This window comes from Mesorhizobium marinum, assembly GCF_040813675.1.
In the GTDB taxonomy this organism is placed as follows: Bacteria; Pseudomonadota; Alphaproteobacteria; order Rhizobiales; family Rhizobiaceae; genus Mesorhizobium_K; species Mesorhizobium_K marinum.
In genome coordinates this window covers 353,913-377,107 of record NZ_JBFOCI010000004.1, presented here as the reverse complement: position 1 = coordinate 377,107, position 23,195 = coordinate 353,913, and the positions used below count along the sequence as shown (strand labels likewise).

27 protein-coding genes are annotated in these 23,195 nt (G+C 66.6%); 10 read left to right on the top strand and 17 right to left on the bottom strand.

Annotated elements, in window-relative coordinates; translation table 11 throughout:
* Nucleotides 1-7 precede the first annotated feature (7 nt).
* Together ABUE31_RS15570 and cysG are read right to left on the bottom strand one after the other, a co-directional pair.
* On the bottom strand, nucleotides 8-316 hold the full coding sequence (locus tag ABUE31_RS15570) for a DUF2849 domain-containing protein (RefSeq protein ID WP_367724575.1): 309 nt from the start codon (nucleotides 314-316) through the stop codon (nucleotides 8-10).
* A complete protein-coding gene (gene cysG / locus ABUE31_RS15565) occupies nucleotides 313-1,758 on the bottom strand; it encodes a siroheme synthase CysG (protein WP_367724574.1) in 1,446 nt (481 codons plus the stop codon). The genes ABUE31_RS15570 and cysG overlap by 4 nt, the downstream gene beginning before the upstream one ends.
* Nucleotides 1,759-2,001: 243 nt before the next feature.
* Between cysG and ABUE31_RS15560 the strand changes: the two genes are divergently transcribed.
* Entirely contained in the window at nucleotides 2,002-2,451 is a 450-nt protein-coding gene (locus ABUE31_RS15560) for a host attachment family protein (RefSeq protein ID WP_367724573.1), read from the top strand.
* Nucleotides 2,452-2,472: 21 nt separating this feature from the next.
* Here the strand turns inward: ABUE31_RS15560 and ABUE31_RS15555 are convergent, their stop codons facing one another.
* The 7 genes from ABUE31_RS15555 to ABUE31_RS15525 all read right to left on the bottom strand — a co-directional run bounded on the left by ABUE31_RS15555 (nucleotide 2,473) and on the right by ABUE31_RS15525 (nucleotide 8,705).
* Complete coding sequence (locus ABUE31_RS15555) at nucleotides 2,473-4,686, bottom strand: PBP1A family penicillin-binding protein (protein WP_367724572.1); 2,214 nt, start codon at nucleotides 4,684-4,686, stop codon at nucleotides 2,473-2,475.
* A 113-nt stretch (nucleotides 4,687-4,799) separates the two neighbouring features.
* Nucleotides 4,800-4,946 (bottom strand): hypothetical protein, encoded by a 147-nt coding sequence (locus ABUE31_RS15550; RefSeq protein WP_367724571.1) that lies wholly within the window; start codon nucleotides 4,944-4,946, stop codon nucleotides 4,800-4,802.
* A 19-nt stretch (nucleotides 4,947-4,965) separates the two neighbouring features.
* Nucleotides 4,966-5,220, bottom strand: coding sequence for a GlsB/YeaQ/YmgE family stress response membrane protein (locus tag ABUE31_RS15545; RefSeq protein WP_367724570.1), 255 nt, complete (start codon nucleotides 5,218-5,220; stop codon nucleotides 4,966-4,968).
* 135 nt (nucleotides 5,221-5,355) lie between these two features.
* Nucleotides 5,356-5,601: a hypothetical protein gene (locus ABUE31_RS15540; RefSeq protein ID WP_367724569.1), complete on the bottom strand. Its 246-nt coding sequence runs from the start codon at nucleotides 5,599-5,601 to the stop codon at nucleotides 5,356-5,358.
* A gap of 87 nt (nucleotides 5,602-5,688) precedes the next feature.
* Nucleotides 5,689-6,309 carry a ribonuclease D gene (locus ABUE31_RS15535; RefSeq protein WP_367724568.1) on the bottom strand — a complete coding sequence of 207 codons (621 nt, stop codon included), beginning with the start codon at nucleotides 6,307-6,309 and terminating at the stop codon, nucleotides 5,689-5,691.
* Nucleotides 6,309-7,706, bottom strand: a complete 1,398-nt coding sequence (locus ABUE31_RS15530; RefSeq protein ID WP_367724567.1) for a M20/M25/M40 family metallo-hydrolase — start codon at nucleotides 7,704-7,706, stop codon at nucleotides 6,309-6,311. Before ABUE31_RS15530 ends, ABUE31_RS15535 begins: the two co-directional genes overlap by 1 nt.
* A gap of 75 nt (nucleotides 7,707-7,781) precedes the next feature.
* The gene (locus tag ABUE31_RS15525; RefSeq protein WP_367724566.1) at nucleotides 7,782-8,705 is read right to left on the bottom strand and encodes a lipid kinase; all 924 of its coding nucleotides are present in this window, start codon (nucleotides 8,703-8,705) and stop codon (nucleotides 7,782-7,784) included.
* A gap of 415 nt (nucleotides 8,706-9,120) precedes the next feature.
* Between ABUE31_RS15525 and polA the strand changes: the two genes are divergently transcribed.
* Nucleotides 9,121-12,045: a DNA polymerase I gene (gene polA, locus ABUE31_RS15520; RefSeq protein ID WP_367724565.1), complete on the top strand. Its 2,925-nt coding sequence runs from the start codon at nucleotides 9,121-9,123 to the stop codon at nucleotides 12,043-12,045.
* Nucleotides 12,046-12,081: 36 nt separating this feature from the next.
* On the top strand, nucleotides 12,082-12,714 hold the full coding sequence (locus ABUE31_RS15515; protein WP_367724564.1) for a LysE family translocator: 633 nt from the start codon (nucleotides 12,082-12,084) through the stop codon (nucleotides 12,712-12,714).
* A 4-nt stretch (nucleotides 12,715-12,718) separates the two neighbouring features.
* Here ABUE31_RS15515 and ABUE31_RS15510 read toward each other — a convergent pair whose 3' ends face one another.
* From ABUE31_RS15510 to cueR, 3 genes are all read right to left on the bottom strand, one after another.
* Complete coding sequence (locus tag ABUE31_RS15510; protein ID WP_367724563.1) at nucleotides 12,719-13,123, bottom strand: transcriptional repressor; 405 nt, start codon at nucleotides 13,121-13,123, stop codon at nucleotides 12,719-12,721.
* Between the two features lie 113 nt (nucleotides 13,124-13,236).
* A complete protein-coding gene (locus ABUE31_RS15505) occupies nucleotides 13,237-13,737 on the bottom strand; it encodes an MmcB family DNA repair protein (protein WP_367724561.1) in 501 nt (166 codons plus the stop codon).
* A gap of 53 nt (nucleotides 13,738-13,790) precedes the next feature.
* Complete coding sequence (gene cueR / locus ABUE31_RS15500; RefSeq protein ID WP_367724560.1) at nucleotides 13,791-14,186, bottom strand: Cu(I)-responsive transcriptional regulator; 396 nt, start codon at nucleotides 14,184-14,186, stop codon at nucleotides 13,791-13,793.
* A 243-nt stretch (nucleotides 14,187-14,429) separates the two neighbouring features.
* Between cueR and ABUE31_RS15495 the strand changes: the two genes are divergently transcribed.
* Nucleotides 14,430-15,050 (top strand): L,D-transpeptidase, encoded by a 621-nt coding sequence (locus ABUE31_RS15495; protein WP_367724559.1) that lies wholly within the window; start codon nucleotides 14,430-14,432, stop codon nucleotides 15,048-15,050.
* A gap of 261 nt (nucleotides 15,051-15,311) precedes the next feature.
* Nucleotides 15,312-15,746, top strand: coding sequence for a hypothetical protein (locus tag ABUE31_RS15490; protein ID WP_367724558.1), 435 nt, complete (start codon nucleotides 15,312-15,314; stop codon nucleotides 15,744-15,746).
* Nucleotides 15,747-15,800: 54 nt separating this feature from the next.
* Here ABUE31_RS15490 and ABUE31_RS15485 read toward each other — a convergent pair whose 3' ends face one another.
* Nucleotides 15,801-16,136 carry a hypothetical protein gene (locus ABUE31_RS15485; RefSeq protein ID WP_367724557.1) on the bottom strand — a complete coding sequence of 112 codons (336 nt, stop codon included), beginning with the start codon at nucleotides 16,134-16,136 and terminating at the stop codon, nucleotides 15,801-15,803.
* Nucleotides 16,137-16,318: 182 nt separating this feature from the next.
* Here ABUE31_RS15485 and ABUE31_RS15480 point away from each other — a divergent pair, with 182 nt between their 5' ends.
* Nucleotides 16,319-16,738, top strand: coding sequence for a hypothetical protein (locus tag ABUE31_RS15480; protein WP_367724556.1), 420 nt, complete (start codon nucleotides 16,319-16,321; stop codon nucleotides 16,736-16,738).
* A 52-nt stretch (nucleotides 16,739-16,790) separates the two neighbouring features.
* Here ABUE31_RS15480 and ABUE31_RS15475 read toward each other — a convergent pair whose 3' ends face one another.
* Genes ABUE31_RS15475 through ABUE31_RS15460 form a run of 4 tightly spaced genes read right to left on the bottom strand, consistent with a single transcriptional unit; the run spans nucleotide 16,791 to nucleotide 20,580 of the window.
* Nucleotides 16,791-17,831 (bottom strand): heme-dependent oxidative N-demethylase family protein, encoded by a 1,041-nt coding sequence (locus ABUE31_RS15475; RefSeq protein WP_367724555.1) that lies wholly within the window; start codon nucleotides 17,829-17,831, stop codon nucleotides 16,791-16,793.
* A 4-nt stretch (nucleotides 17,832-17,835) separates the two neighbouring features.
* Nucleotides 17,836-18,807 carry a PDR/VanB family oxidoreductase gene (locus ABUE31_RS15470; RefSeq protein ID WP_367724554.1) on the bottom strand — a complete coding sequence of 324 codons (972 nt, stop codon included), beginning with the start codon at nucleotides 18,805-18,807 and terminating at the stop codon, nucleotides 17,836-17,838.
* Nucleotides 18,804-19,400 (bottom strand): dimethylamine monooxygenase subunit DmmA family protein, encoded by a 597-nt coding sequence (locus ABUE31_RS15465; RefSeq protein ID WP_367724639.1) that lies wholly within the window; start codon nucleotides 19,398-19,400, stop codon nucleotides 18,804-18,806. The genes ABUE31_RS15470 and ABUE31_RS15465 overlap by 4 nt, the downstream gene beginning before the upstream one ends.
* Nucleotides 19,401-19,446: 46 nt before the next feature.
* A complete protein-coding gene (locus ABUE31_RS15460; protein WP_367724553.1) occupies nucleotides 19,447-20,580 on the bottom strand; it encodes an aminomethyl transferase family protein in 1,134 nt (377 codons plus the stop codon).
* Nucleotides 20,581-20,890: 310 nt separating this feature from the next.
* Between ABUE31_RS15460 and ABUE31_RS15455 the strand changes: the two genes are divergently transcribed.
* The 4 genes from ABUE31_RS15455 to ABUE31_RS15440 are packed head-to-tail and all read left to right on the top strand — an operon-like array spanning nucleotide 20,891 to nucleotide 23,195.
* Nucleotides 20,891-21,211 (top strand): hypothetical protein, encoded by a 321-nt coding sequence (locus tag ABUE31_RS15455; protein WP_367724552.1) that lies wholly within the window; start codon nucleotides 20,891-20,893, stop codon nucleotides 21,209-21,211.
* An 11-nt stretch (nucleotides 21,212-21,222) separates the two neighbouring features.
* Complete coding sequence (locus ABUE31_RS15450) at nucleotides 21,223-21,606, top strand: hypothetical protein (RefSeq protein WP_367724551.1); 384 nt, start codon at nucleotides 21,223-21,225, stop codon at nucleotides 21,604-21,606.
* A 13-nt stretch (nucleotides 21,607-21,619) separates the two neighbouring features.
* Nucleotides 21,620-21,787 (top strand): hypothetical protein, encoded by a 168-nt coding sequence (locus tag ABUE31_RS15445; protein ID WP_367724550.1) that lies wholly within the window; start codon nucleotides 21,620-21,622, stop codon nucleotides 21,785-21,787.
* A 10-nt stretch (nucleotides 21,788-21,797) separates the two neighbouring features.
* A complete protein-coding gene (locus ABUE31_RS15440; RefSeq protein WP_367724549.1) occupies nucleotides 21,798-23,195 on the top strand; it encodes an APC family permease in 1,398 nt (465 codons plus the stop codon).

The following is a 23,195-nucleotide window of genomic DNA, read 5'->3' as shown; positions in this document are numbered from 1 at the left end:
TGTCCTGTTACGCCGCCGGACCGGTTCCGGGGCGGGCCTGTTTTCCAAGATCGGCGCGGTTGGTCGGGCCGGCCGCGCGGATCCGCTCGCGCAGCCGCAGCGGCACGATTCCGCCGTCGAGCAACTCGACGTCGATGAGATTGACGTCGACAACCTGGTTGGCTTCGCTGGCCGCCTTGCCGATCGCCTCGAGCCTTGCCTCGCCGTCCTTGTCTCTGGCGGTCTCGGCATCCTCGATGCCTTCGGCCCAGATGCCGTCGCGGGCGAGCCAGACGGCTTCGCCGTCGGTAAGGCGGTTTGCAGTCAGAATCTTCATGCGTCCGTCCCCTGGTGCTCGGCCGGTGCGACCTGCCTGTGCGCCGCGAGCGGCGTGGAATGTTCGAAATTGGCGCCGGCGACCGCGTCGCCGATCACGGTCATCACCGGGCCTGTGAGGTCCGCCCGCGATTCAAGCGAAGGCAGGTCCGCGAGCGTGCCGTGGAAACGCCGCCGGGTCGGCAGGCTGGCATTCTCGACGACGGCGACCGCGGTGTCAGAGGGCAGGCCGGCGTCGATCAGGCGGGCGGCGACATCGGCTGCGACGGAGCGACCCATGTAGACGGCGACCGTCGCGCCAGAGATGGCGAGGCTCGCCCAGTCGGGCAGCGTGCCGCCCTTGAGGTCATGCCCGGTGGTGAACACCATCGACGACGAGACGCCGCGCAGCGTCAACGGCAGTTCGAAGTCAGCGGCGGCGGCAAAGGCGGCGGTGACGCCCGGCACCACCTCGTAGGAGACGCCGGCATCGCGAAGCGCGGCCATCTCCTCGCCGGCGCGGCCGAAGACCAGCGGGTCGCCGGACTTCAGCCTGACGACGCGCTTGCCCGAGTTACCGAGGTCGATCAGCAGCGCGTTGATCTCGGCCTGGCTCTTCGAATGGCAGCCCTTGCGCTTGCCGACCGGCAGGCGCTCGGCGTCGCGTCGGCCCATGGCCACCACCGCGTCGGGTACGAGAGCATCGAACACGATGGCGTCGGCGTCCATCAACAGCCGCTGCGCGCGCAGCGTCAGGAGGTCTTCGGCGCCCGGACCGGCGCCGACCAGGGCGACATGCCCCCGCGTGGCTGTGGAACGCGCAAGCAGTTCGGTCGCGGCCTGCCTGGCTGAGGCGGCATTGCCTGCCTCGAGCGCGCGGGCCGGCGCGCCCGTGAAAAACTCGTTCCAGAAGCGGCGGCGCGGGCTGCCCTTCGGCAAGAGCCGCTCGGCGGCGTCCCGGAAGGTGTTGGCCAGCGTCGCGAGTGGCCCGAGCGATGGCGAAAGCAGCCGGTCGATCCGGGCGCGGACGATCTGCGCGAGTACCGGCCCCGCGCCTTCTGTTCCGATGGCGATCGCCAGCGGCGCCCGGTTGACGATGGCCGGGGTGAAGAAGTCGCAGAGATCGGGGCGATCGACGGCGTTCACCGGGATGCCGGCGGCGCGGGCGTCGTTCGAAATCCTGTGGTCGAGCGCCTCGATGCCGGTCGCCGCGAAGACCATGACGGCGCCCTCGATCTGGTCGGGGGCGTATGGCGCACGGACATGCTCGGCATCGTTGGCCTCGATCCAGGACAGCAGGGCGGGGGTTGGCCGCGCCGTGACGACGCGAAGCAACGCGCTGGACTGGGCGAGCAGGCGCGCTTTCGCAAGTGCCTCGTCGCCGTCGCCGATGACGACGACGGTCCTGCCTTGCGCCCGCATGAAGATCGGGAAGGCATTCAGCCTGGGGGCGTCCTCGGTCATCGGTGAAAGTCCGGCTGCCATATCGCGGTTTTACCGCTGCGGGCCCCGGCCCTGAAGGAAAGCCGTGGCGTGGCTGCGGTGTCGCTGCAATCGATTTTCCCCCGCGCGCGACATGCGCGCAAAATTTTTCCTGTGTCCGCTCGCCGACCTCAAAGGCGCCGTAGTCACGCTGTTGCCTGAACGAGGAACAAGGCAGTTCCGTCCGCGTTCCGGACTGGCGGGGGCAATAGCAGGAGAATACACATGGACCGCATCGTACTCAGACATGGCCTCTGGCTTCTGGTCGCCGACGGCGAAAAGGCGCTCTTCCTGGAAAACCAGGGCGATACGGTCCATCCGAACTTCCAGATCGTGCACGGTGTCGTGCAGGAGAATCCGTCGACCCGCGAGCAGGGCGCCGACCGGCCCGGGCGCTTCAGCGACGGCCCGTCGGCGCATCGCAGCGCCGTCGAGGACACCGACTGGCACAGGATCGGCAAGGTACGCTTCGCCGACGACCTGGCCGACCGGCTCTATCGCCACGCCCATGATGGCGACTTCAGGGAGATATTCTTGATCGCGCCGCCGCTGGTGCTCGGCGAACTGCGCAAGAAGCTGCATCCGCAAGTGCTGCGAAAGGTCGTCGGCGAAATGCCGAAGACGCTCACCAACCACCCGGTGCACGGCATCGAGAAGCTGCTTCTGGCCGCCTGACCGGGCAGCCCCGCAGGGCGCTCAGCCACCTGTCAGGATGTCGAGGATCGAGTTCGAGCGTCGTGCCGCCGGAGCGCCCACGTCGCCGGGCGGCACGATGCGGCGGATCGATGACGTCGGCTCTTCCTGCGGCGGCGGCGCATAGCCGGCGCTTTCGGCGCGCGGCGAGATCGGGGCGGGGCTCGCGGGTGCGTCGGCGACCGGCAGGTCGGGCCGAACCTGCGGGTCGGCGCCAGACCCAGACGGTCCCTGGCCTGCCTGCCAGGTGCCAGGCAGGCGCGCCACCGGGACGCCCTCGTGTGCCGCGACCATGAATTCGTGCCAGGCCTGCGCCGGAAGGGCGCCGCCTGTCACCCGCTGCATAGGCTCGCCGTCGTCATTGCCGAACCAGACGCCGGTCGTCAGGTTCGCCGTATAGCCGACGAACCAGGCGTCGCGCGAGTTCTGGCTGGTGCCGGTCTTTCCGGCGGCCGGCCAGGCGAAGGCCGCCTTCTTCGCGGTGCCGGTCTCGACGGCGCCGGCCATCATGGCGTTCATCATGCCGACGACGTCGGAGCGCACCACGCGCGGATTGCCGCCACCGGTGAACCCGTAAAGTACCTCGCCGTCCGTCGTGGTGACCCGCTGCACGAAGTGCACGTCGGGACGGTAGCCGCCATTGGCGAACGGCACATAGGCGGCGGTGAGTTCGAGCGGCGTCACCTCGGACGTTCCGAGCGCGATCGACGTATTGGCCTGCAGGTCGCTTTCGATGCCCATGCGGTGCGCTGCCTCGACCACGGCTTCCGGGCCGACCTCCATGGCCAGCTGTGCTGCCACCGAGTTCAGCGACTTCGCCAGCGCCGTCGCCAGCGTGACCTTGCCGTAGTACTTGCCGTTGTAGTTCTCGGGCGTCCACTTGCCGATCCTGATCGGCGCGTCATTGCGCACGCTGTCCGGCGTGCGGCCCTGTTCGAGTGCTGCCATGTACACGAACGGCTTGAAGGCGGAGCCGGGCTGCCGCCGCGCTTCCGAGGCGCGGTCGAACTGGCTGGTCGCGTAATCGTAGCCGCCGACCATCGCACGCACCGCGCCGGAATTGTCGATCGACACCAGCGCGCCCTGGCTGACGTTCAGCTTCTTGCCGTTTTCGTCGACCAGCCGCCGGATCGACTTTTCGGCCAGTTCCTGCAGGTCGAGATCGACGGTGGCGTCAACGATGATGTCGGTGCGGACCTCGCCGATCAGGCCCGGCAGGTCTTCCATGATGCGGTCGGCGACATAGTTCTCGGAGCCGGTCCAGTAGGCCGGCGCGCGCGTGGCTGGCGCGCTCATCGCCGTGGCAAGCTCCTTGTCGCTGACCATCTTCTCCTCGCGCATCGCCGCGAGAACCAACTGGGCGCGGGCCTCGGCGGCCTTTGGATCGCGCGCCGGCGAAAGGCGGGACGGCGCTTTCAGGAGACCGGCGAGTAGCGCCGCCTCGGCGAGCGTCACGTCGCGCGCCGGCTTGCCGAAGTAGCGCCGGGACGCGGCTTCCACGCCATAGGCGCCGGAGCCGAAATAGACCCGGTTTAGGTACATTTCGAGGATCTGGTCCTTGGTGTGCTTGTGCTCGAGCCAGAGCGACAGCAGCACCTCCTGCACCTTGCGCTCCAGCGTCCTGTCGGGCTTCAGGAAGAGGTTCTTCGCCAGTTGCTGCGTCAGCGTCGAGCCGCCCTGGCTGAGGCGGCCGTGGAACAGGTTGGTCGCCATCGCCCTGGCGAGCCCGATCGGATCGATGCCGAAATGCGAATAGAAGCGCCGGTCCTCGATCGCCATCACCGCCTGCGGGATGTAGGGCGACATCTCGTGCAGCCCCACCGCCTCGCCGCCGGTCATTCCACGGTTGGCGAGGAGGCGTCCGTCCACCGAAACGATCTTGATGTTGGGCGACCGGTCGGGAATCGACCATGTCGTCGCCGCGGGCATCTGCGCGCCGTAGTAGATGACGACGCCCGCGCCGGCGATGCCGCACCAGATCATCAGGACGAAGGCCCAGTAGAAGAGCCGGCCGAAACCGCCGATCAGTCTGCCGCCGCTCGCCTTTCTGGCCCGGCCGCGCCCGCGCGCCGGCCTGGCCGCCTTCTTCCGGCCCGGCTTGGCGCGCCGCGGCTGCACCACGCGGTCGTCCTCGCTGACCGAAAGGTCGCGCGCGGCGCGGCCCTTTGCGGGCCGCTCGAATGTCGGTTCGACGCGCCGGTCGTCTTTTCTTGCCATGAACTCCGCCGGTCCAATCCCAAAGATGGCCTCGGGTTGGACGCTAAATGCGGCGATTTAAGGTGGGGTTAAGTATGCCTGTCCGCCGGCCCGCGCCTGAACGGCGGGGGCGTTCAGTTCTGCTGGATGGAAACGCCGGATTCGTCGATCCTCAGTTCCACGCCGTCCGGTTTCGATTCCTCGCGCCAGACATAGAGGCCGAGTGCGACGACCGCGACAACCAGAGCGCCGATGATCAGATAGAGCGTGTTCTGCCTCATCGGCGCTCCTTGTTCAGGGTCAGGCTCGCTTCACCAGGCGGATCAGAACGAGCAGGATGACCGCGCCGATGACGGCGTGGATGATTGCGGCGACTACCCCGGTGCCAAGCGATATGCCGAGCGCCGGAAACAGCCAGCCGGCGATGAAGGCGCCAATGACGCCGACGACGATGTTGCCGATCAGGCCGAAGCCGTAGCCCTTGACGAGCATTCCGGCGAGCCAGCCGGCGACGGCGCCCACGATGAGGAAGACGATAAGACTTTCAACGCCCATGGCTATTCCCCTCCGATCTGCAGCACGAGCCCGAAGACGGCGATAGGCACGAATCAGTCGTGCATGGGCGCCATGTTAGTCGATAAAGCGCATTGCGGCGAGGGCGCGCCCGGGCTCACTTGTTCGCCGCGGAGGCTATTCGTCCTCGTCGGCGCCGACCGGAATCCATCCATGCGGCTGGATGCGCTTCTGGGTGTCGCTGTCGACATAGGCCCACCAGCCCGCGTCGCTTTCGTCCCAGTCGCCGCCGGCACGCTTCAGCCGGTCGAGCGAACGGTACTGCGCCAGGCTTTCGTTTTCCTGCCCGTCGCGGTCGGTCCACACGACCATGACCTTGCGCCCGTCCAGCGGGGCGCTGTTGATCGGTTGCGGTTTGGCCATGGACATCCTCCTGACTGCCTGATCCCGACTCTAGGACAGAAGCCGGAGAATGTCCCAGGGCCGAAAAGGTTGCGGGTCGCGATGATGCTAGCTGTGTGCGAAGATGTCGTCCTCGGGCCAGCCCATCAGGTCGAGCCTGGCGCGGGTCGGCAGGAAGCGGAAGCAGGCGTCGGCGATGTCGGCGCGGTTCTCGCGTTCCAGCCGCATGACAAGCGCGTCGCGCAACCGGTGCAGGTAAAGTACGTCGGATGCCGCGTATTCCAGCTGCTCGGGCGTGAGCGTCTCGGCGGCCCAGTCGGACGACTGCTGCTGCTTGGACAGGGTGACGCCCAGAAGCTCGGAGCAGATGTCTTTCAACCCGTGGCGGTCGGTATAGGTCCTGGTCAGCCGCGAGGCGATCTTGGTGCAGAACACCGGTTCGGCCATGGCGCCGAATGCATGGAAGAGCACCGCGATGTCGAACCGCCCATAGTGGAAGATCTTGGTGATCGAGGGGTCCGAGAGCAGCCTAGCCAGGTTGGGCGCCTCCTTCTGGCCGGGCGCGATCTGCACCACGTCAGCCGTTCCGTCGCCCGGTGAGAGTTGCACGACGCAGAGCCGGTCGCGATGCGGGTTGAGCCCCAGTGTCTCGGTGTCGATCGCCACCGCCGGCACGGCGTAGCGCGCGAGGTCGGGCAGGTCGTGCCTGTGAAAGCGTATCTCGGTCATCATGTTCCCCGGCGTGACAGCGCGTCCAGGATCCGCGCCCAGGAGCGCTGGCCCTTGTGGAAGGAGGTGAGGTCGTATTTCTCGTTTGGCGAGTGGATGCGGTCGTCGGGCAGCGCAAAGCCGACCAGCAGTGATTCCATGCCGAGATAGGTGCGGAAGTCGCCGACGATCGGGATCGAGCCGCCGCTTCCCACCGTCACCGCCGGCTTCGGCCATTCGTCGGACAGTGCCTGCCGGGCCTTGGTCAGGAGCGGTGAATCATAGGAAAGCTGGATCGCCGGGGAGCCGCCATGCGGCTGGAACTCGACGCTGCAGTCCGCCGGCAGGCGTTCGCGCACGAACTGCCGGAATGCGGCGCGGATCTTGTCCGGATCCTGCCTGTGTACCAGCCGGAAGGAAACCTTCGCCGAGGCCTGGCCGGCGATCACCGTCTTGAAGCCCTTGCCTGTATAGCCGCCAGAGATGCCGTTGAACTCGGCGGTCGGCCGGGCCCAGACCATTTCGAGCACCGAACGACCCTTTTCGCCCGCCGGAACCGAGAGGCCGATCGGCCCCAGGAAGTTTGCCGCGTCGGTGCCCATCGCCTGCCAGGACTGCAGAACCTGCGACGGCGTCTCCTCGACGCCGTCGTAGAAGCCGGGGATCGTCACACGACCGTCGTCGTCATGGATGTCGGCGAGGATTTTCGCGAGGATGCGCACCGGGTTCGCCGCGGGCCCACCATACATGCCCGAATGCAGGTCGCGGCTTGCGGCGGTGATGGTGATTTCCTCGCCGACCAGGCCGCGCAGCGACGCGCATATCGACGGCGTCTCGGGGTCGAACATGTCGGTGTCGCAGACCAGCGCGAAATCGGCCTTCAGTTCGTCCTTGTGAGCCTCCAGGAAGGGTTTCAGCGACGGCGAACCGCTCTCTTCTTCGCCCTCGAACAGGATGGTGACGCGGCACGGCAGATGGCCATGCAGCGCCTTCCAGGCGCGGCAAGCCTCGACGAAGAGCATCAACTGGCCCTTGTCGTCGGACGAACCGCGGCCGGTGATCACCTTGCGGCCGGGCTCGATTTCCCTGATCCCGGGGGCGAAAGGCGCGGCCTCCCAAAGCTCGATCGGATCGACCGGCTGGACGTCGTAGTGGCCGTAGAACAGGACGTGCGGGCTGTCGGTGCGGACGCCAGGATGGTGGGCAACCACCATCGGGTGGCCGGGCGTGTCGCGCACGCTGGCCTCGAAACCGATCGAGACCAGGTCGTCGACCAGCCAGCGCGCTGCGTTCCGGCATTCCGCCGCATAGTCCGGATCGGTCGAGATGGATGGGATGCGCAGCAGCGCGAACAGTCGCTCGAGGCTGTCCTCGAGCGTGTTGTCGAGATGGTCGAGAACGGCGGCGAGTTCGGTCATGGAAGCTCTGGATGTTGTATCGGTCCGGTGTCCTACAGCATGGTCGGCGCGAAGGAAACCGCGCAACCAGCGCCGTCAGGCGGCTTTCGTGGCGGCAGTTTCGGCGTTTCTGTCGAGCTGTGGCGGCGCCAGCACCGTGATCGCCTCGGGATGGACGAGGAACCGCGCCGGCGTGGAGGTGACGATCTCGCCATCGGTGTTGATCGGCATCGGCCTCTTTGTGTGGATCTCGAACTCGACGCAGCGTGCCGTGCGCACCTCCTTCCAGGCGCCATGGGTGCCTGCCCGGAACGAGCGCAGCATCGCCGCGAGCTTCCACACGGTTCCCAGTTCCAGGCTGTAGAGGTCGAGATGGCCGTCGTCGATCTCGGCGTCGGCGCGGATCACGTTGCCGCCGCCGTAGTGACGGCCGTTGCCAACCGCGATCTGCAGCGTCTTTACCTGGGTGGCCTGGCCCTTCTCGAGGATCGTCGCGGTGAAGGGGCGCGCCTTCGCCAGCACCTTCACGGCGGCAAGTGCGTAGCCCAGCCGCCCGAAGCGCTTCTTGAGGGTCGGGTGCAGTCCCTGCGCCAGGTCCGCCGAAATCCCCATGCTGGCGACGTTGAAAAAGGCGTAGCCGTTGACGCTGCCGAGGTCGATCCTGCGGCTGTTGCCGGCCAGGATCACGTCGGCCGCCTGGACCAGGTCCATCGGGATGCCGAGCGTTCGTGCTAGGTCGTTTGCGGTGCCCATCGGGATGATGCCGAGCGGCAGGCCGCATTCCACGACGGCCAGGGCGCCCGAAGCGATGGTCCCGTCGCCCCCGCACAGAACGATCAGATCGGCGCTTTCGCGCAGGCGCACGATGTCGCGGGCGATCTCGGGAAGCGCATCGAACGGCTCTATCGTCACCTGCATGCCGCCGCGGTGGAGCCGCCCCACGACCGCGTCGATCGTCTCAGTGCCGCGTCGCGCCTTGGGATTGACCAGGAGCAGCGCCCGTTTCCGCGTCGTTTTCAAGCTAATCCCTTCACTGGACTGCGCGTTTGCGATGCGCCGACTTCTCGACGATCACGATATCTGATGAATCGGGCGAGTTGGCAGGGGCGGGCATCGACCTGGCGGACAAAAAAACGCCGCCGTGGCGGAGGGGACAACCACGGCGGCCTGCTACAAATTGCGGCAACCCGGAGAGGGGGATGAGGCTGCCGCCTTGTCCGGTATAGGCGGGGGACGGGCCTTGCTCCGGACTTCGGCAAAAACTGCCGATACGGGGTATTTGGATAGCGGAACATGGCGATTCAAGGGCACGAACATTACAGTTATGTAACGAACGCGTGAGCCTTGCGTTCCATGGCCTCGCGGCGTCAGGAGTGAATTGCTCCCGTCGCCTTTGCGGTGGACAGTGTGAAGGCCCCGCGCTACGGCTTCCGCCATGAAAAAGGGCGATCATCTCTTCCTCGTCGACGGCTCCGGCTACATCTTCCGCGCCTACCACGCGCTGCCGCCGCTGAACCGCAAGTCCGACGGGCTTCCGACCAATGCGGTGCTAGGCTTCTGCAACATGGTGTGGAAGCTGATGCAGGACGCGCGCAACACCGATGTCGGCATCGTGCCGACCCATTTCGCCGTGGTCTTCGACTACTCCTCGAAGACGTTTCGCAACGAGCTCTATGCCGACTACAAGGCCAACCGGTCGGCCCCGCCGGACGACCTGATCCCGCAGTTCGGGCTGATCCGCGAGGCGACGCGCGCCTTCAACCTGCCCTGCATCGAGATGGAGGGCTTCGAGGCCGACGACATCATCGCCACCTATGCGCGGCTGGCCACGGAGGCCGAGGGCGACGCCACCATCATCTCCTCCGACAAGGATCTGATGCAACTCGTCCGCCCGAACGTCACCATGTACGATCCCATGAAGGACCGGCAGATAGGCATCCCCGAGGTCATCGAGAAGTGGGGCGTGCCGCCCGAGAAGATGATCGACCTGCAGGCGATGATGGGCGATTCGGTCGACAATGTTCCCGGCGTGCCGGGTATCGGCCAGAAGACCGCGGCGCAGCTTCTCGAACAGTTCGGCGACCTCGACACGCTTCTGGCGCGGGCCGGCGAGATCAAGCAGGAGAAGCGCCGCCAGACGATCATCGAGAACGCCGACAAGGCACGCGTCTCGCGCGAGCTGGTGCGCCTCAGGGACGACGTGCCGCTTGCCGAAGGCCTGGACGAACTGGTGCTCGGCAACCCGGACGGTCCAAAGCTGATCGGTTTCCTGAAGGCGATGGAGTTTTCCACGTTGACGCGGCGCGTCGCCGAAGCGACCGGCACCGACGTGGCCCAGGTCGCGCCATCGTCGATCGCCGTCGACACGACGGACGTGCACGGCCCCGATGTCGGCGCCGACGGGCCGCCGCGCAGGCCTGCGACCGATGGCGCGTCGGCAACGCCCGCAGCCGCGGCGAACACGCCGGCGGCCCTTGCGGCGGTGCGCGCGAGGGCCGCGGCCGATGCCGCGCTCGACCACAGCCGCTACGCCTGCATCCGCCATCGCGCCGAACTCGAGGCCTGGGTCGCCGAAGCCCGCGAGGCCGGCGTCGTCTCCTTCCGGACCGAGACCACCTCGCTGGAGCCGATGCGGGCAGAGCCGGTCGGCTTTGCGCTTTCGCTGGGGCCGGGCCGCTCTGCCTATGTCCCCGTCGGCCACCGCTCGGCGGCCGCGGACCTGCTCGGCGGCGGGCAGGTCGAGGGACAGATCACCCTGGACGAGGCGCTGGCGGCGCTGAAACCCCTGCTCGTCGATCGCTCCGTCCTGAAGGTAGGGCACAATCTCAAATACGACTGGCTGATGGCGCACCGGCTCGGCGTGGACGTCGCGCCGTTCGACGACACCATGCTGATCTCCTACGTGCTCGGCGCGGGAACCGGCCGGCACGATATCGCCGCGCTTGCCGAGCGCTGGCTCGGCCATCCGATGATCCCGTTCAAGGATGTCGTCGGCTCGGGCAGGAACCTCGTCACCTTCGACCTGGTCGACATCGAGCGGGCCACCACCTACGCCACCGAGGGCGCAGACATCGCCCTGCGGCTGTGGAGTGTCCTGAAGCCGCGCCTCGCCGCCGAAGGCCTGGTGTCGGTCTACGAGCGGCTGGAGCGGCCGCTGGTGCCGGTACTGGCGCGCATGGAGGAGCGGGGCGTTTCCGTCGACCGCCAGATGCTGTCGCGCCTGTCGGGCGAGTTCGCGCAGCGCGCCGCGGCCCTCGAAGAAGAGGTCTATGCCGCCGCGGGCGAGCGCTTCACCATCGGTTCGCCCAAGCAGCTCGGCGACATCCTGTTCGGCAGGATGGGCCTGCCCGGCGGCACCAAGACGAAGTCCGGCCAGTGGTCGACGACGGCTCAGCTCCTGGAGGAGCTGGCGGCAGAGGGCCACGAACTGCCGCGCCGCATCGTCGACTGGCGCCAGCTGACCAAGCTGAAGTCGACCTACACCGACGCTCTGCCGGAGTACATCAACCCCGAGACCAAGCGCCTTCACACCTCCTACGCACTGGCCTCGACGCCGACCGGCCGCATCTCGTCGTCGGAACCCAACCTGCAGAACATTCCGATCCGCACCGCCGAGGGCCGGCGCATCCGCACCGCCTTCATCGCGGCTCCCGGCAACAAGCTCGTCTCGGCCGACTACAGCCAGATCGAACTGCGCGTGCTCGCCCACATCGCCGACATCCCGCAGCTGACGAAGGCCTTCGCCGATGGCGTCGACATCCATGCGATGACTGCGTCGGAGATGTTCGGCGTGCCGGTCGAGGGCATGCCGGCCGACGTGCGCCGGCGCGCCAAGGCGATCAACTTCGGCATCATCTACGGCATCTCGGCCTTCGGGCTCGCCAACCAGCTGTCGATCGAGCGGTCCGAGGCCGGCGACTACATCAAGAAGTATTTCGAGCGATTTCCAGGCATCCGCGACTACATGGAAAGCCGCAAGCAGATGGCGCGCGACAAGGGGTATGTGGAGACCATCTTCGGCCGGCGCATCCACTATCCCGAGATCAAGTCGTCCAATCCCTCGGTCCGCGCCTTCAACGAACGCGCTTCCATCAACGCGCCGATCCAGGGTTCGGCCGCCGACATCATCCGCCGGGCCATGATCCGAATGGAGGATGCGCTGGCCAGCGAGAAGCTGTCGGCGCGCATGCTCTTGCAGGTGCACGACGAGCTGATCTTCGAGGTCGCCGCCGACGAGGTCGCCGCGACGCTGCCCGTCATCAAGGCGGTGATGGAGGGATCGGCGATGCCCGCGGTGGCGCTGAAGGTGCCGCTTGCCGTCGACGCCCGCGCCGCCGACAATTGGGACGAGGCGCACTAGATAGTGGGCGCGACCTAGGAAACGGGCGGAAGTCGGATGGAAGTCCTGGCATCGGCGGCCACTTGGTCGAACCTTTTGTCCTTTGCGCTCACCGCGTTCCTCATCGAGCTGACGCCCGGCCCGAACATGACGTATCTGGCGCTGGTCGCCGCGCGTGACGGCCGGCGCGCCGGTTTCGCCACCGTTGCTGGCGTCGCGCTCGGGCTTTCGGTCGTCGGTCTGGTCGCCTCCGTCGGCGTCGCCGAACTGGTCCAGTCGTCGCGGCTGCTCTACGAGGGGCTGCGCTGGGCCGGCGTGCTCTTCCTGCTCTATCTCGCCTGGGAGGGCTGGGCCGGGGAACCCGGCGCGTCGGCGGGCGACGGGCGTTCGAACGGCCACCATTTCACGCGCGGTCTGGTGACCAATCTTCTGAACCCCAAGGCGGCCGTCTTCTACGTGGCCGTTCTCCCGACCTTCGTCGAGGCCTCGCGGCCGGCGCTGCCGCAGACCGTGTCGCTCACCGTCATCTACGTGCTGGTCGCCACGCTGATCCATGCGGCGATTGTCGGGCTGGCCGCCACGCTTCAGCCGTTCCTCAACGATCCGCGCCGCGAGCGGATCGCGCGCCGTCTTCTTTCGGCTCTGCTCGCCTGCGTGGCGATCTGGTTCGGCTGGTCGACGGCGATGTGAGGCGTCAGGCGGCCTCTGCCAGGCACTTGGCGCAGGTTCCGCGGAACTCGATGACCGCCTTCTTTGCGGCAAAGCCGGTGGAGCGCACCCATGTGTCGAGCTGGTGGCCGACATCGTGGTCGGAAAGTTCCGCCACCTGGCCGCAGCGGTCGCAGATGGCAAATGCGGTCATGTCGTGGCTGTGGTCGTGCGGTTCGGCGCAGGCGACGAAGGCGTTCAGGCTCTCCAGCCTGTGCACGAAGCCGCCCTTGATCAGCGTGTCGAGCGCCCGGTAGACCTGCAGCGGCGCGCGGAACCCGTTGTCGCGCAACTGGTCGAGCAGCGTGTAGGCACTCAGCGGGCCGTCGGTGGCCTCGAGGCGTTCGAGAACGCAGAGCTGGTTCTTCGTCAGCGCGTCGCGTGCAGCCATGTCCGTGTTCCGCTCGTCATCGCCGTCAGATGGTGACGGCATGCCCCCGTTGCTAGCGGCTTCGCCGCGCAAAGACAATCGCGCCCGACCCGGCATGCTCCGGCGCCGGCCGCCTATTCGCTCTCGCCATCGAGCGCCGGCAGCGAAACGCCGGCGAGTTCCGCCGCCAAGAGGCGCGCGGCGCCTGCGCGGGCGATGCGCAGCATCAGCGCCTTGCGGGTCGCGGGCGCCATACGGTGTTCCGGCGCCTCGCGCAGGATTTCCGCGCCGTAGCCGTCGGAAAGGATGAAGCCGCATTCATCGGGGAAGATGTCGGCCGGCACGTCGGGATGGGTGGCGAAGAAGAAGCGGTCGGAATGCAGCCGGTAGTCAGGCCATTTGCGATCGACGCGAAAATCCTCGACCGACGACTTGATCTCGATGATCCAGACGTCGCCCTGCCGGGTCAGCGCAACGAGATCGGCGCGACGGCCGGTCGCCAGGCTGATCTCGGGCAGCACATGGGCGCCCATCTGCGACAGCAGCCGCTGCACGCCGCGCCTGACGAGCAGCGCGCGCTCGGACTGGCGGCCGTCCAGGAGGGGGTTTTGCAGAATCGGCGATACGATGGGCATGCCCCACCATGCCAGAGTCCGTTCACGATTTGAACTTGGCCGGCGGGGGTGCGTCAGTCCGCCGGCTTGCCTGCCATGTCGTCGAGGATCGGGCAGTCCGGCCGGTCGTCGCCGTGGCAGGCGCGGATGAGCTTGTGCAGCGTGGCGCGCATCGACTGCAGTTCGGCGAGCTTGGCGTCTATCGCCGCGACATGGCTCTTGGCGATCGCGCGCACGTCCTGGCTGGCCCGGCCCTTGTCGCGGTAGAGCGCCATCAGCTGGCGGCAATCCTCGATCGAGAAGCCGAGCCCGCGCGCGCGCCGCAGGAAGGCGAGCCGGTGGATGTCGTCACCGGAATAGTCGCGGTAGCCGTTGTCTGCGCGGGCCGGGCTGATGAGGCCGATATCCTCGTAGTAGCGGATAGTCTTGGCGGGCAGGCCCGTGCGGCGGGCGGCGGTGCCGACATTCATGCTGGAAACTCCTCGTATTCGCCGCGCCCCGCCGCGTTTCGCCAAAGCGCCGATCGTTGATTTTGCTTCACAATTCCGTGAGCGCTGTTGCCAAAATGCCATAGTGGAGACGTTACTTGGCGTCATATTCCGCATATAGGCAATCCGCGCTTGGCAGACAAAGCCCGCCCACCCTAAGAATGGCGAAAATGAGGCCCGAATCGGGCGCTCTGGCCGACCGGGACCGGGGGGACAGACCGAAGCATGCGCATCAGATCACTGCTCATCGTCGTCGGAATGGCGCTGGCCACGGCACTGGCCGGCTGCTCGACCGACAGCGTCACCGGCGTGTCCTTCGCCAGCTACGGGGCGCGCACCGACGCCGGCTATCGCGTCCCCGCCATTCCGATCACCAAGGTCGCGTCGCAGTACCGGCGCCAGACCGTGAACTACCAGACCAGCGAGAAGCCCGGTACCATCGTCGTCGATACCGGCACCAAGCACCTCTATTTCGTGCTCGGCGGCGGCAAGGCCGTCCGCTACGGCATCGGCGTCGGCCGCCAGGGCTTCGAGTGGAAGGGCGTCGCCCGCGTCGGCGCAAAGCGCGAATGGCCGGTGTGGACGCCGCCGCCGGCGATGATCCGCCGCCAGCCGGAACTCGCCAAGTGGCGCGGCGGCATGCCCGGCGGCCCCAGCAACGCGCTCGGAGCGCGCGCGCTCTACCTGTTCAACAAGAGCGGCGACACCGGCTACCGCCTGCACGGCACGCCGGAATGGTGGTCGATCGGCAAGGCGATGTCGTCGGGCTGCATCCGCATGATGAACCAGGACGTCATCGACCTCTACGAACGTGCCGGCGTCGGCGCCAAGGTCGTCGTCAAGTAGAAGCGAATAGTCCGCGGACCGTCTCGGCAACATGGGTGGTCCTAGACAGAAAACCGGGCCGGGGGGCCCGGTTTTTTGTTGTCTGCCCCTGCGTGAGGGCCTAAACCGGACGAAAGCGCGGCGCCGCCTGCGAGTCGGGGGCAGGGCCAGGCGGGGATCGCGCGGCAAGGCGGCATTCGAAAAGCACGCTGGTCGGGGGGAACAGCGACGGTACGCCGTCGCCGTGCCGGTTTGCGTGACACCGAGAGGTTGGCGATGAACATGAGCGAGCGGTTCGAGACACGGGGCGAGATCGGGCATTCGATCGCCGGGGTCCGGGACCAGATTGCGGTGCAGGCGCGCGTTTTCACCGTGGCGGTGGCCATCTCGGTGGCGGTGCTCGGCTTCCTCTACTACCAGAACATGGGCCTGGCCGAAAAATACGCCGCCCTGCAGGAGGCCAATGTGCGCGTCGAGGCGCAACTGGCCTCGGCGCTCGCCGCCGTCGAGCGCGTCAAGCTCGACACCGAGCAGGGACGCGTCGATGCGCGCGAGGTGAAGACGTTGCTCGAGGCCGCGCTGAAGCCGCCGACGCCGGGTAGCGCCGCCTTCCCCGGCTGGCTCGGCATCAAGGCCGACGGCGTCAAGGAAGCCAAGGCGCTGATCGATCAGTACAAGACGCCGGTCTGGATCTTCGCCACCAGCCCCACGGAATAAGCCCGGCGCACGAGGCGTCGTTCCTGGCGGATTCGCCCCGTGATAAAAAGGCCGCTAGCGCTCCGGCGGCGTAAAGCCCGAGAACACGACGTGGTGTTCGACGAAATCGGGCTTCTCGATCAGGTAGATCTCGTCGATCGTGTAGTAGTGGGCGCGCCCCGGCTCGTCGCCGACCAGCGCGCGGATGGCGTCCATGCCGGTCCACCAGGAAAGCGCGGTGATCTCGGTCACGCCGCCGCCGAGATCGCGCAGCACGATCTGGTGGCCGAGATTGCCCTCCGTCGTCTCGATCTCGTTGAAGCCGGTCTCGGCCATGTACTTCGCATATTCGGCCGCGCGCTCGGTCGCGACCTTGCCGGTCCAGCGGCGCAGGATGACTTCGTCGGGCATATTTGGCGGCTCCAGGGAAGGAAGCCCATGGTGGCATGGGGCGGGGCGCGTGTCGATTGGGGCGCTGCCGAGGCGGCGCTTCCGTCCGGCGCCGCTGATCGCCAGGTCGGTGAGGCGATGGATCGCTGGCCGGCTTGCCTTCCGGAGCGAGTTTTGCAATCGGTCGGCACTGGAGGACAAGTATGTGGACATCTGACTGGGAGTTCGGCCTGCCGCTCGCGGTGGCCACGATCGTGTTCCACGTCGCCGCCTTCATGCTGACCACGCGCGCGCTGGTGCCGGAGGTCGCCGGGCGAAACAACGGGCACTACCGCTTCATCGCGACCGTCGGGCTGCTCGCGGTCGCCGCCGCCCTGCTGCACGGTCTGGAGGGGCTCGCCTGGGCGCAGCTTTACGTGTGGCTCGGCGCGCTGCCCGATTTCCGGACGGCGGTGCTCTACTCGCTCGGCGCGATGACCAGCTACGGCCATGCCGACATCTACCTGGAACGGCAATGGATGCTGCTCGGCACGATCGAGGCGGTCAACGGCCTCATCCTGTTCGGCCTTACCACGGCGTTCTTCTTTGCCGCGATCCAGAAACTGTGGCCGCCGAGGTCATAGTCAACGGATAGGGAAAGCGACAGCCCGCAAGGGGGAGGCGTTGGCGCTAGTTCTAATCCGGCCCGAACCCCGGGCTCGTCGTAGCTCCGTCGTCATATTTCGACAGCCACTCCAACACCGTCGGCCGGTAGCGCGTCAGGCCCTTGTAGGTCGCGAGTTCTTCCGGCAGGTCGCGCAGCACGCGGTGGAGGCGGCGCGCCCATTTCTTCGAGGTGACCAGTTCGTCCATCTTGATCAGGTAGCAGCGGATCGGGAAGACCAGCGCGTTGGAGCGCGGCAGGCGCCAGAAGCTCTGCAACTCGACGCGCAGGTGCACCTTCTGGCCGACGTTTTCGGGCGTCACCGTGGTCCGGTCCGGGCCCCATTTGTGATAGTTCTCGGGCGAGGTGTCGAGGCGCGGGTTGATCGTCATCGTCCAGTTGAGACGGCGCGCCGGCTTGCCCTGCTGGATGTTGAGCAGGAACTTCAGGGCGCGGGTGAAGACGCCCTTCTCATGCGCCAGCGGCACCGGCGCGTGCCATTCGAAGAAATTCATGCCGATGTCGAAGTCGAGCGACCAGTCGGCCTGGGTGGTGACGATGCCGGCGTCCATCCACAGGTTGCCGTCGCGCTGGTCGAGGATGCAGAAATCGCCCTGGCTCTGGCGGGTGATGTACTCCATCGGGCCGTAGGGCAGGGTGGAGAGGTCGCCGAACACGAACTTCTGGTCGATGCCGAGCGGCCTGTTGATCCAGTGCCAGTTGTCGCCGTCGCGCGTCAGCGAAAAGTGCTCGGGATAGCCCTTGGCCTGCTCGGTCATCAGGAGTTCGAGCAGGTCCCAGCCGGCGAGCGTCATGTGCGGCAGCGACTGGCAGCGCAGCGGGTCTTCGGCCAGCACCAGCGCGCGGTCCTCCATCTCCGAGACATAGTGCTCGTCGACGTCGATCAGGTTTTCGAGAACGCTGCCCTCGGGGCCCGGCACATGCGGCTCGATGTTGACCGCGTACATGTAGCTGTCTTCGTGGAAGGGGAAGGGAAAGCGCCGGACATGCTCGGGCGAGTTCCTGAAGGTGAAGTCGTCGCGGAAGGTTTCTTTCCGGAAGTTGATGCCCATAGGACTACCTCTCGAGAACGAGCGAACGGCCTTCGAAGCGCGACACGCAGGGCATGATCTTCTTGCCCGAGCGGTGCTCCTCTTCCGAAAGCCAGTGGTCGTTGTGCAGGAATTTCCCGTCGGCGGAGACGACGTTGGTCTCGCACTGGCCGCAGACGCCGCCGCGGCAGAGATAGGGCGGGTCGACGCCGGCGGCCTCGATAGCCTCGAGCAGGCTCTGCTGCTCGGCCACGTGGATGGTCTTGCCCGTGACGGCGAGCGTCACGTCGAAGGGTTTTCCCGGCTGCGGCGCCGCGAAGTGCTCGTAGTGCACTGTCTCCGGCGGCCAGCCGGCGGCGGCTGCCGTGTTGCGCACCCAATCGATCATCGGCGCGGGGCCGCAGATATAGAGATGCGTGCCGAGCGGCTGGGAGGACAGCAGGTTTGCCAGCTCGATCTTCTCGCCACGGTCGTCATGGTAGAGGTGGATGCGCCGGCCGTGGCGCTCGGTCAGTACGTCGCCATAGGTGAACAGCGCGGCGGTGCGGCAGGCGTAGTGCAGCTCGAAATTGCCGCCGGCGGCGGCAAGCTGCGCGGTCTGCGCCATGAACGGCGTGATGCCGATGCCGCCGGCGATCATCAGGTGCTTCTTCGCCCTGAGATCGAGCGAGAACAGGTTGACCGGATAGGAGATGACCATGCGGTCGCCGGGCTTCACCCGGCGATGCATGAACAGCGAGCCGCCGCGCCCCTGGTCGTCGCGGCGAATCGAGATCGTGTACTCAGACGTGTCGAGCGGCGACGACATCAGCGAATAGGGGTTGAGGCGCGGCACCGCGCCCTCGTGCTCGCGCATCTCGACGACGACATGCGCGCCGCCGGAGAAGGTAGGCAGTTGGCCGCCGCCGGTCGGGCGGAAGTGGAAGCGGGTGACCAGTTCGTTGACCGGAACGACGTCGGCGACGGTGACGTCGAGTTTCGTCGTGCCCGCGCTCATCGGAAGACCTCCTCGACCGGTACCTGTTCGCTGCGGTCCTCGGCGTTGATGCAGACGCCCTGGAAGGCGGCGAGGCGGCGGGAATAGTGGTCGCGCACCAGCAATGTGAGGCCGCAATGCGCGCAGGTCGCGGGCTGCGTGGTGACGTCCTCGGTGATGCCCTTGCAGTGGACGCACTGGACGCGCCGCGCCAGCGACCCGCGATGCTCGGTCTGGATGGAGGCGTGGTCGATGCCGGCCTCGAGAGCCGCCTGCATGGCCTGGCCGATCAGCCCCTCGGTGCCGGCGAGGTAGAGGCGCAGCCCCATATGCGCGGTGGCGAAGGTCTGGCGCAGGCGCGGCAGCGCGGCGGCGATCGAGGGACCCTCGTAGAAGCGCGCGGGGTTCAGCGCCTGCAGCGCGGCGAGGTACCGGTCGCCGGAAGCGCGCGGGATGAAGACGATCTCGGCGGCGTCGAAGAAGCCTGCCGGCGCCGATTTGGCGAGATCAAGGATCGCCTCGGCGCCTTCGGCGTCGGCGATCAGCAGGTGTCCCGCGCCCGGCTGGGGAGAAAGCGTGCCGTAGACCGGCCGGCTCTTGATCGACGGTTCAATCGGCAATGGCGGCCTTCCCTGTTCTGCCCGAAACTCCCCGCCGCGCTCAGCCCTTGGCCGTGCGCTTGAGCTTCTTCGGGTCGTCGAAGGGCAGCGGCTGCGCGGTCGCCTTGATGACGCCGCTGCGGTTGTGGATCTCCAGCGGTGTGCCGGCGACCGCGGTGTCGACCGAAAGCCTGGCGATGCCCATCGATTTTTTCGCCAGCGGCGAATACATGGCGCAGGTCACGACGCCGACCTGCTTGCCGCCGGCATGCACCGGCGCGCCCTCGTCGGCGGGTTCGGTGCCGTCGAGCAGGACGCCGAAGATCCTGAAGCGCTCCTTGCCCTTCAGCCTGTAGTGTTCCTCGGCACCGCGGAAACCGGTCTTGCCCGGGCTGACTGTGAAGTCGAGGCCGAGTTCCCACAGCGTGTCGCCGGGGCCTTCGTTCTCGAACGGATATTTCTGGCTGTTGTCGTAGGGATAGAAGAGCAGGTAGCTCTCGACGCGCAGCATGTCGAGCGTGGTGAAGCGACAGGGGATGATGCCCATCTCCCTGCCCTCGTCGAGGATGCGGTCCCAGATGGCGACCGCGTCCTGCCCGCGGCAGAAGATCTCGTAGCCGCGCTCGCCGGTGTAGCCCGTGCGCGAGATCATCACCGGGAAGCCGAACAGCTGCGTCTGCATGTGGTGGAAGTAGGGCAGGTCGCGAATGCCCGGCACATGCCTGGCCAGATAGTCGACCGCGAGCGGGCCCTGCAGCGACAGGTCGTGCAGGTTGTCGTCGAAGCGGATCGACACGTCGCGGCCCATCGCCGCCTTGGTCAGTTCCTCGTGTCCCGTGCCCGAGCCGTGCACCACCATCCAGGAGTTCGGTCCGGTGCGGTAGAGGATGCAGTCGTCGGTGAACTTGCCCGCTTCGTTCAGCATGCAGGCATAGGCCGACTTGCCGGGATAGATCTTCTCGACGTCGCGGGTGGTGGCGAGGTCGAGCATGTGCGAGGCGTGCGGCCCGTTCACATGCACCTTCTTCAGGCCCGACACGTCCATCAGCCCGGCCTTGGTGCGGATCGCCGTGTACTCCGCGTCGGGGTCGCCGGAGTAGCTCCAGGCGGTGCCCATGCCGCTCCAGTCCTCGAGGTTCGAACCGAGCGCCCTGTGGCGATCGATCAGCGTCGAAAATCTCCAGGACCGCGTCATGCCGGCTCACTCCCTCGTCTGTTCACGCGGCGGGGCCGTTCCCTTGGCTCTCTCTGCCGCAATCGAATTCTGACTCGATTTTTCGACGCAGCGCAATACCAGCGTTCAAATTGTTTTCCTGAGAGGCAACTCGTGCACCCCTAGGCGATGCCTGCGACCAGGCATTCTGCCTCCTGCTTATGCAAATGCACAACGATGCCGCAGCGCAGCACAATCGACACCTTGACGCAGGTCTGGAAAGGGCTGACATTCCTCACAGGCAATTAGTTTTCACAAGAAGCAATAGAAGCAATTGCCCCGGGGAGGAAAAATGGAAGCCAGACTAAGGGAGAGGGCCAATTCGCCCGAGCATGCGGCGCGTGTCGACCGGATGCATCAACGTGACCGGATGGGGGCGCTGGCGTTCGTCGCCGGCCTCTGGGTGACGATACTTTTCGCGCTGTTCACGATGTGGCCGCTCATCGGCAACGGCGCCATCCGCGTGGTTCTCGCGGTCGCCGCCATCCTTGTCCTGGCGTTCAACACCGCGGCCATTCTCGCGATGCTGCGCCACTACGGCGACGACAAGCACTTCATCTACGGCCTCGACATCTTGCATCTCGACGAGATGCGCCTGCGCAAGCGGCGTTAGGGAGCGCTCACATGGCATATCAACCTCCGAAGCAGAGCCTCGTGGGCCAGATCGTCGACGTCGTCGTCCTTCTGGTGCTGACCGTCGGCGCCCTCTATTTGCCGCTCTACCTGGGGCTGGCCGGCGCCGCCAAGGTGCCCAACCCCATCGAGAACCCGACCTGGGAAGCGCTCGGCCAGAACGCTGCCGAGCAGCAGCAATGGGCGGCTCTCGGCTACGCCGACGCGGCGTCGGCCAACGAAATGATCACCGCCCGCTTCGACTACACCTTCAGCTGGACTGCGCTGATCGTGATGGTGATCGCGGTTGTCGGCTACTTCATCCTGGTCGTCAGGCTGTCCGACAAGGAATACCGCGACGTCATCGAAGAGCGGTTCGGCAAGGGCCAGAAATAGGAGGGGACGGGCGATGGATGTCTGGAATTACCTGGAATACGCGGCCTGGGCGCTGTCCGCGCTGGTCGCCCTCGTGATGGTCCTCGACATGATCAAGGTCGACACCACCTACGACAACGAACTTCTGACGTCGTCTCGAGAGGGAGAGCTCGAGCTGACGCAGGAACGCCACGAGCTCTGAGGGGAAATCGATGAGCAACGTTACAGCTACAGAGGCGTCGCAAGAACGCCTGGGCCTTCTGCGCGTTCTCGGCCCCGGACATGTGTGGGCGCTCGGCGTCGGCATCGTTCTGGTCGGCGAGTACATGGGATGGAACTTCTCGGTCGGCAAGGGCGGCATGATCGCCGGCCTCGTCGCGTGCTGGGTCGCGGGTCTGCTCTACACCTGCGTGGCCATGATCGATTCCGAGGTCACCTCGACGGTGGCCGCGGCCGGCGGCCAGTACGCCCAGGCCAAGCACATCGTCGGACCGCTGATGGCCTTCAACGTTGGCCTCTTCCTGGTCATGGCCTACACCATGCTGGAGGCGGCCAACGCCATCACCATCGGCTTCCTGCTCGACACCGTGGCCGGGATGCTCGGCCACACCGGGCTCAACCAGAAGCCGTTCATCATCCTGACCATCCTGGCGCTGGCCTGGCTGAACTATCGGGGCGTGCTGGCTTCCCTGAGCTTCAACCTCGTCATCACGGCCTTCGCTTTCGTGGCGATCATCGTGCTGTTCCTGGCGGTGCAGTTCGGCGCCTCCGCGGTGCCGCTCGACTTCTCGGCGGTCACCAACGAGCCGCTGCCCTACGGCTGGCTCGGCGTCGTCGCCGCGCTGCATTTCGGCCTCTGGTACTATCTCGGCATCGAAGGCACCTGCCAGGCGGCCGAGGAGGTTCGTTCGCCGGCCCGCTCGCTGCCGTTCGGCACCATGGCCGGCATCATGACGCTGCTCATCGCCGCCACGCTGACTTGGTATGTCTGCTCGGGCCTGATCCCGTGGGAGTATCTCGGCAACGCCGGCACGCCGCTGTTCGACGCCGCCCGCGTCACCGGAAACACCGGCCTGATGGTGCTGCTGTTCATCGGTACTGCCTTTGCGACGACGGCGTCGGCGAACGGCTGCATCAACGACGCCTCGCGTGCCTGGTTCTCCATGGGGCGCGACCGCTACCTGCCGAGCTGGTTCGGCGCGGTGCATCCGCGCTACCGGACGCCCTATCGCTCGATCGTCTTCCTTGTTCCGATCGCGCTGATCTTCGCGCTCGGCGCGCCGCTCGACCAGGTCATCACCTTCTCGATCCTGTCGGGCCTGCTCGGCTACACCTTCATGACCTTCAACATGGTCATGTTCAGGAAGAAGTGGCCGCTCGGAACGATCAAGCGCGGCTATGTGCATCCGTGGCACCCGCTGCCGGCGCTGGTCCTGCTGGTGCTCTGCGCGGCGACCTACTTCGCGGTGTTCCTGGGCTACGGCACGCAGCTCATCGCGATGCTGTGCTTCTACATCATCGCGTCGCTGTGGTTCCACTTCTGGCGCTACCGCTTCGTGAAGCGCGGCGACCAGTTCACGATGCCCTGGCCTCGGCCGCAAGGCTACTGA